The organism is Leifsonia sp. PARNA 1/14 (assembly GCF_055720965.1).
In genome coordinates this window covers 855,325-861,611 of sequence record NZ_JBVQSP010000001.1, presented here as the reverse complement: position 1 = coordinate 861,611, position 6,287 = coordinate 855,325, and the positions used below count along the sequence as shown (strand labels likewise).

Here is a 6,287-nt window from a genome sequence, read left to right as displayed (position 1 = left end):
CTCCCACCGGCTGCGCCTGACTGTTCACGACCTCACGGCGGAGGAGACCGACCGATTGCTCGACGACCTCGCGGACCTCGCGGGGCAGCTCTCCTGAACGAACGAGGGCACGGCCCGAGGGATGAGAGGATCGAGAGATGAAGATCCTCTCGATCCAGTCCGCTGTCGCCTATGGTCATGTCGGCAACTCGGCCGCCGTCTTCCCGCTCCAGCGCATCGGTGTCGAGGTCCTGCCGGTCAACACCGTGAACTTCTCCAACCACACCGGCTACGGCGCCTGGCGGGGTCCCCTCATCGCACCGGACGACGTCCGTGCCGTGATCACCGGCATCGAGGAGCGCGGCGTGCTCGGGCAGATCGACGCCGTGCTCTCCGGGTACCAGGGCGGCGAAGGCATCGGCGACGTCATCGTCGACGCCGTCGCCCGCGTGAAGGCCGCCAACCCGGCCGCGCTCTACGCCTGCGACCCCGTCATGGGCAACGCGAAGTCCGGCTGCTTCGTCGCCCCGGCGATCCCCGACCTCCTGCGCGACCGCGTCGTGCCGGTGGCCGACATCATCACACCGAACCAGTTCGAGCTCGGCTACCTCACCGGCACCGAGCCCGCCGACCTGGAGTCCACCCTCGCGTCCGTGGACGCCGCACGGGCACTGGGCCCGCGCACCGTCCTCGTCACGAGCGTCGAGCGCCCGGACCAGCCGGAGGACACCATCGAGATGCTCGCGGTCGATGACGCGGGCGGGTGGATCGTGCAGACGCCTCGCCTGCCGCTGAAGGCGAACGGCTCGGGCGATGTCACCGCCGCCCTGTTCACCGCCCACTACGTGGCCTCCCGCGACGCCGCGAGCGCGCTGAGCAAGACGGTGTCGAGCGTGTACGACCTCCTCGACCGCACGCTGCAGTCGGGAGAGCGCGAGCTGCAGCTGGTCGAATCGCAGGAGTTCTACGCGAACCCGCGCGAGCAGTTCACCGTCACGCAGGTGCGCTGAGCGCCCGCCGTGGCTACTCGCCGTTCTTCGGCCAGGCGTCCGCGAGTGCGGCGCGCACCTCGCCGAGGAGCTGCGGAAGCGCCTTCGTGCGGGCGATGATCGGGAAGAAGTTCGCGTCCTGCGCCCAGCGCGGCACGATGTGCTGGTGGAGGTGCGCCGCGATCCCGGCGCCGGCCACCGCACCCTGATTCATCCCGATGTTGAAGCCGTCGTTCCTCGAGACCTCGCGGATGACGCGCATCGCCGTCTGCGTCAGACTGCCGATCTCGGCGACCTCCTCGGGCGTCGCCTCGTCGTAGAGGGCGATGTGCCGGTATGGGCAGACCAGCAGGTGGCCGCTGTTGTACGGGAACAGGTTCAGCAGCGCATACGCGTGCTCGCCGCGGGCGACGATGAGGGCGTCCTCGTCGCTGAGGGTCGGCGCCACGCAGAACGGGCAGCCCTCGTGGCCCGGATCGGCCTGCTGGATGTAGACCATCCGGTGCGGCGTCCAGAGCCGCTGGAACTCATCCGGGACGCCCACCAGGTACGACGGGTCGTCGACGCGGACGGGACCATCGATCCCGTCCGCGTCGCCGCCTACGGTGCCGCTCAGCTCTGCCATGCGGTGTCGACCAGCTCGTGGCTGCCGATGCTCGCGACGATCCGGTCGATCGCCTCGTCGACCGTCACGCCATTGAGCTGCGTGCCGTCGCGGAAGCGGAAGCTGACTGTTCCGGCGCTTGCGTCCTCCTCGCCGACGATGAGCTGGAACGGCACCTTGGCCTTGGTGTGGGTGCGGATCTTCTTCTGCATGCGGTCGTCGGAGTGGTCGACCTCCGCGCGCACACCGCGGGCCTTCAGCCGCGCGATGACGTCGTCGAGGAACGGCCCGTAGGCGTCGGCGACCGGGATCCCGACCACCTGGACCGGCGACAGCCAGACCGGGAAGGCGCCCGCGTAGTGCTCCAGCAGGATCGCGAAGAACCGTTCGATCGAACCGAGCAGGGCGCGGTGGATCATCGCCGGCTGCTTGCGGGTGCCGTCGGCCGCGTTGTACTCCAGCTCGAACAGCTCGGGCTGGTTGAAGTCGAGCTGCACCGTGGAGAGCTGCCAGGTGCGACCGATCGCGTCGCGTGCCTGCACCGAGATCTTCGGGCCGTAGAACGCGGCTCCGGCCGGGTCGTCGACGAGCTCGAGGCCCGACTCGATCGCGACCTCGCGGAGGGTCTCGGTCGCCGTCTCCCAGCTCTCGTCGCTGCCGACGTACTTCTCCGGGTCTTTCGTGGAGAGCTCGAGGTAGAAGTCGTGGAGGCCGTAGCCGCGCAGCGTCTCGAGAACGAACTCGAGCTGGCGCGCGACCTCGTCCTTGATCTGGTCGTCGGTCACGTAGATGTGCGCGTCGTCCTGGGTGAGGCCGCGCACGCGGGTGAGGCCGGAGAGCGTTCCCGACTTCTCGTAGCGGTACACCGTGCCGAATTCCGCGAGCCGCAGCGGCAGCTCGCGGTAGCTGCGCCCGCGCGCGCGGAAGATCAGGTTGTGCATCGGGCAGTTCATCGGCTTGAGGTAGTAGTCCTGCCCCTGCCGGGTGACGTTGCCGTCGGCGTCGCGTTCCTCGTCGAGGTGCATGGGCGGGAACATCCCGTCTTTGTACCAGTTGAGGTGCTGGCTGGTCTCGAAGAGATGCGCCTTGGTGATGTGCGGGGTGTTCACGACCTCGTAGCCGTTCGCGATCAGCCGATCGCGCATGTAGTCCTCGATCTCTTTGCGGATGATCCCACCCTTGGGGTGGAAGACCGCGAGACCCGAGCCGATCTCCTCCGGGAAGCTGAACAGGTCGAGCTCTGCACCGAGCTTGCGGTGGTCGCGCTTGGCGGCCTCCTCCATGCGTGTCTGGTACGCGCGCAGCTCGTCCTTGCTCGGCCAGGCCGTGCCGTAGACGCGCTGCAGCTGCGGGTTCTTCTCAGAGCCGCGCCAATAGGCCGCGGCGACTCGCGTGAGCGCCCAGCCGTTGCCGATCATGCGCGTGTTCGGGAGGTGCGGGCCGCGGCAGAGATCTTTCCAGACGGTCTCACCGCTCTTGGGGTCGACGTTGTCGTAGATGGTCAGCTCGCCCGAGCCGACCTCCACGGACTCGTCGCCGCCCTCGGCCGCTCCGCCCTTGAGCCCGATGAGCTCGAGCTTGTACGGCTCGCCCGCGAGCTCGGCGCGCGCCTCATCGTCGGTGACGACCCGGCGCACGAAGCGCTGGCCGGCACGGACGATGCGCGACATCTCTTTGTCGAGCGCCTTGAGGTCCTCCGGCGTGAACGGCTCGGTGACGTCGAAGTCGTAGTAGAAGCCGTCGGTGATGGGCGGCCCGATGCCGAGCTTCGCCTCCGGGTTCACGGCCTGCACGGCCTGCGCGAGCACGTGCGCGGTGGAGTGGCGCAGGATGTTGAGCCCGTCCGGTGAGTCGATCGTGACCGGTTCGACGGTGTCGGTGGTCGTGACGGTCGTCGAGAGATCCTTCAGCTCACCGTTGACGCGCATCGCGACAACGGAACGGTCGGTGAAGAGCTCGAAGCCGTCGGCCACCTGTCCACTCCTAGAGTCGTATTCCAATGGGGATGGATCAACTCTAGTGGGAGCGAGCCCGGGGTCAGGACGAACCCGACCCCCGCTCGAAGATGACCGTGCCGGCCGCTCCCACCGGGACGACGACGCGCTTCCAGCCGCGAGCCTCCAGACCGTCCGCCGTCTCCGGGAGCGCGGGGTCGATGCTGATGAAGTCGGAGTGGAATTCGTCGGCCGCCCGGATCAGGTCGTCGGCGGACAGCACGTTGTACAGGAGCGGACCGGGGGCCACGCATTGCTCGAACCCGCCGAGCGTGCCGAGGCGCCGCTTCCATTCACGCCACGGCTCACCGCCGTACGGCACGTCCTTGCAGTCGGCGATCACCGCACGCTGCGTGACGAGCTTCACCCAGGTCGTGCGCGGGGACGCCACGATGATGCTCCCCTTCGGGACGACGGTGCGCACCTCGGCGCCCCACGCGACGAGCGACTGGTCGGGGACGAAGCGGAAGTTCGGGGACTTGATGGTCAGATTGCCCGACCCGGCCGCGACGAAGACGAACAGGAGACCGAGGAGGAACGCGGTCAGGCCCACGACGAACGCACGGCTCACCCGCTTGCGGTAGCGCACTGCGATGAGTCCCGACGCCACGATGACGGCGATCGCCACGATGAACAGCGGGTTGGTCACACCCTTCACGATCCAGTTGGCGCTCTGCAGCAGAGCCCAGAAGGAGAGCGCCCAGACCACGAGCCGCACCACGCTCCACCGGTCGAGGAACGGCCGCACCACCGGCAGCATGATCCCCCAGATAGCGAACGGCAGCAGCACAGTGCCCAGCCGGTAGACGTTCACTCCCTGAGTGAGCTGGCCCAAGACCGGGATGCTGAGCGAGTCGGCGGCGAAGCCGAGCGCGAAGCCCAGCGTCGCGAGCCCGATCGTCACCAGCCACGCGAGACGCGTCCGGCGCGGCAGCAGGAAGGCGGACAGGCCCGTGAGGACGATCAGTCCCCAGGTCGCGATGATGTCCGGGGCCCCCCACAGGTGGGCGGCGCAGTGGTACGGGATGACCTGATCGCAGATCTGGACGAAGTCGCTCAGGTTGGAGGCCACCGGCCGGAGCACGAGGCCGAACACGACGAAGGCCAGCGACACGACGATCGCGCCGACCAGACGCCAATCGATCCGCTTTCTGCGGATCGCGTCCATCAGGGTGAAAGCGGCGAGCACGATCACGATGTTCGCGCCCTGCTGAACGTGCACGATGGCGACGATCACGGCGGTGACGGCCGCAAGCCATCTGCGTTCCGTGAGCAGCGCGGCGATGGTGAGGTAGACCAGGCTCGCGCTCGTCACGGCCGGCAGAGCAACCGGGATCACGAGCGAGCCCGTGCCGCCGATCAGCCACGGCGTCTGCGAGATCAGCATCGTGAAGCCGATCGCGAGCGGCCACGCGGCGCGGCCGCCGATCCGGACCGCGAGGATGGCCGTGGCGCCGCCGAACGCGAGCAGCCCGACGGCCCAGAACGCCGCGTAGGCGGACGAGAGGTGGCCCGAGAGCTGCCCGAGGTAGGTGACGATGTCGAAGAACCAGTGCGGCTGCGGAGCCGCCGCCATGAACCAGTCGTTGGCGAACGCGCCGGGAATGGCCCAGCTCAGCCCTTCGGGGGCGAGCACGACATGGTCACCGAGGCCGGCGTAGTAGCCGCCGCTCGAGTTGCCCCAGACCTCCAGCGTGCCCAGCAGCGCGGCCATCGCGACCGCGATGCCCAGCGTGCCCCGAGCCCACCGCCAGAGGGTGGCGACCCATGCGCGGGCCCTCACTCGACGACCTCGGCCGTCATACGCGAGTTCACCCGAGTCCGGCCTTTCCGGAGTCGCAGCAGGCCGACCCCCATGTCCCAGACGTCCGACACGCGGACGGTGGAGGGCTTGGGGCTGTGGTCCGACGACAGGACGACGGGTACTTCGGAAATGGAGACTCCCTGGAGCTCGGCGATGAAGATGAGTTGCGTGGTGAAGAGGAATCCCGGCTCGTCCACATGCTCGACGACCTGCCGCAACCAGTCGCCGTCGGCGATGATGGTGCCCTGCGAATCGCCGACCTTGGACCCCAGCACGGCACGCCGGAAGAGGCGGTAGCCGTAGGTGTACAGCTTGCGGTGAACGTCGCGGCTCACCTCGGACTCCGGGTGGGCCTTGGAGCCGACGATGATCCGTGGACGGGGGTCTATCGCCCGCGCCTGCTCGATGTCCGTGAAATCGAACGGGAGATCGTCGGCGGTGAGGAGGACGTGCCGGCCGCGGGTCAGCTCGATGCCGCGTCGCAGAGCGTTCCCCATCCCCTTCGCCGATCGCGCGAGGTGGAAGGTGACGTGGGGGTTGTCGCGGGCGACCTCCTGTGCGAGCGCCCACGTGATGTCCGTCGAGCCGTTCTCGACGAGGATGATCTCGTGGTGGCCCTCGGTGAGGTAGTCCAGCCAGCGCTCGACGGTCCGGGCGAGTACCATCGCGCTGTTGTGCAGGGGGACGACGACCGACAGATCGATCCGATGGTCTCGCGCGTGGTCGTGCAAGGCTAGGGGCTCCTCGTTCGTGCTGGCCGCCTCGTACATGCCGGAGCCGATTCCGGACCGCAGCCTGAGAGAGCATACCGAACGTCTGATCCCCTCGAAGACGGCGCCCGACCCGCGATACCGATGGCCCGCTGACCCCGGGCAGCTCGTTGCCCCCTTCATTGGGGCGCTCTCGACGCAGATGGA

Annotated in this window: 5 protein-coding genes; 1 reads left to right on the top strand and 4 read right to left on the bottom strand. The window is 68.4% G+C overall.

The window, feature by feature from the left end:
- Positions 1-137 precede the first annotated feature (137 nt).
- Positions 138-989: a pyridoxal kinase PdxY gene (gene pdxY, locus AC0HS0_RS04295; RefSeq protein WP_472961877.1), complete on the top strand. Its 852-nt coding sequence runs from the start codon at positions 138-140 to the stop codon at positions 987-989.
- A 13-nt stretch (positions 990-1,002) separates the two neighbouring features.
- Here pdxY and AC0HS0_RS04290 read toward each other — a convergent pair whose 3' ends face one another.
- The 4 genes from AC0HS0_RS04290 to AC0HS0_RS04275 form a co-directional block, all read right to left on the bottom strand.
- Entirely contained in the window at positions 1,003-1,593 is a 591-nt protein-coding gene (locus tag AC0HS0_RS04290; RefSeq protein WP_472961876.1) for an HIT family protein, read from the bottom strand.
- On the bottom strand, positions 1,581-3,545 hold the full coding sequence (thrS, locus tag AC0HS0_RS04285; RefSeq protein ID WP_472961875.1) for a threonine--tRNA ligase: 1,965 nt from the start codon (positions 3,543-3,545) through the stop codon (positions 1,581-1,583). Before thrS ends, AC0HS0_RS04290 begins: the two co-directional genes overlap by 13 nt.
- A gap of 64 nt (positions 3,546-3,609) precedes the next feature.
- The gene (locus AC0HS0_RS04280; protein WP_472961874.1) at positions 3,610-5,349 is read right to left on the bottom strand and encodes a DUF6798 domain-containing protein; all 1,740 of its coding nucleotides are present in this window, start codon (positions 5,347-5,349) and stop codon (positions 3,610-3,612) included.
- Complete coding sequence (locus AC0HS0_RS04275) at positions 5,346-6,101, bottom strand: glycosyltransferase (RefSeq protein WP_472961872.1); 756 nt, start codon at positions 6,099-6,101, stop codon at positions 5,346-5,348. Before AC0HS0_RS04275 ends, AC0HS0_RS04280 begins: the two co-directional genes overlap by 4 nt.
- Between the last annotated feature and the right edge of the window lie 186 nt (positions 6,102-6,287).

Bases quoted from the DNA above. Each gene is read 5' to 3' on its own strand.
- pdxY (WP_472961877.1), top strand. From the start codon at position 138: ATGAAGATCCTCTCGATCCAGTCCGCTGTCGCCTATGGTCATGTCGGC.
- AC0HS0_RS04290 (WP_472961876.1), bottom strand. From the start codon at position 1,593: ATGGCAGAGCTGAGCGGCACCGTAGGCGGCGACGCGGACGGGATCGAT.